The sequence below is a fragment of the Acrocarpospora pleiomorpha genome (assembly GCF_009687885.1).
Classification (GTDB): domain Bacteria; phylum Actinomycetota; class Actinomycetes; order Streptosporangiales; family Streptosporangiaceae; genus Acrocarpospora; species Acrocarpospora pleiomorpha.
Genome location: NZ_BLAF01000154.1, coordinates 1 through 934 on the forward strand (window position 1 = coordinate 1; position 934 = coordinate 934).

Here is a 934-nt window from a genome sequence, read left to right on the forward strand (position 1 = left end):
AACCCCGCGTCAACCACCCCCTCCGGCAACACGACCTCCGCGAACACCTCCCCATCCACACCCCGCCACGCCGCACGCAACCCCTGAAACACCGGCCCATAACCCAGCCCACCCTCGGCCAGCCGGTCATACAACCCACCCAGCTCGATCACCGACGCACCACGCGGCGGCCACACCGCCGTGTCGAACCGTTCCCGGGGCTGGCCGTCGGCCGCCAGCACACCGACCGCATGACGTACCCACGGCTCCTCGGTCCCCGCGTCTGCCTGCCGGGCGTAGACGCCCAGTTCACGCCGACCCGACTCATCCGGTGCCGCCACCCACACCTGTACGGCCACCGCGTCCCGCTCACCCAGCACCAACGGCGCGGTCAAGGTCAGCTCTTCGACCACATCACAGCCGACCCGATCGCCCGCCTGGATCGCCAACTCCAGGAACCCGGTGCCAGGGAACACCACCGCCCCATCCACCAGGTGATCGCCCAGCCACGGATGCGACCTCAGCGAGATACGACCGGTCAGCAGCGCCCCATCCAAACCGGCCAGCCCGACAGCGGCCCCGAGAAGCGGATGCTGGGCGGCCGTCAGCCCCGCCGTCGTCACGTCTCCCGCTCGCGAGTCCGCGCCGTCAAGCCAGAAACGCCGACGCTGGAAGGCGTAGGTGGGCAACTCCACCTGGCGGGCACCGGGGAACACCGCACGCCAATCGAGCGGCACCCCATTCACGTGCAACTCGGCCAGCGCCGACATCACCGCACCCTGCTCACCCCGATCCCTCCGCAGCACCGGCACCAGCACCACGCCCGGCTCACGCGCATCGACGTCACCGGCAAGGGTCTCCTGAGCCATGGCGCTCAGGACGCCATCGGGACCCAACTCCAGATACGCCCGTACGCCCAGCCCACGCAACGCACCGACACCGTCGGCGAAGCGGA

The 934-nt window shown here is 70.1% G+C and carries 1 protein-coding gene; it reads right to left on the minus strand.

Going from position 1 to position 934, the window contains the following annotated elements; translation table 11 throughout:
• The coding region (locus tag Aple_RS51705; RefSeq protein WP_174890017.1) for a polyketide synthase dehydratase domain-containing protein at positions 1-934 on the minus strand (934 nt) is incomplete at both ends.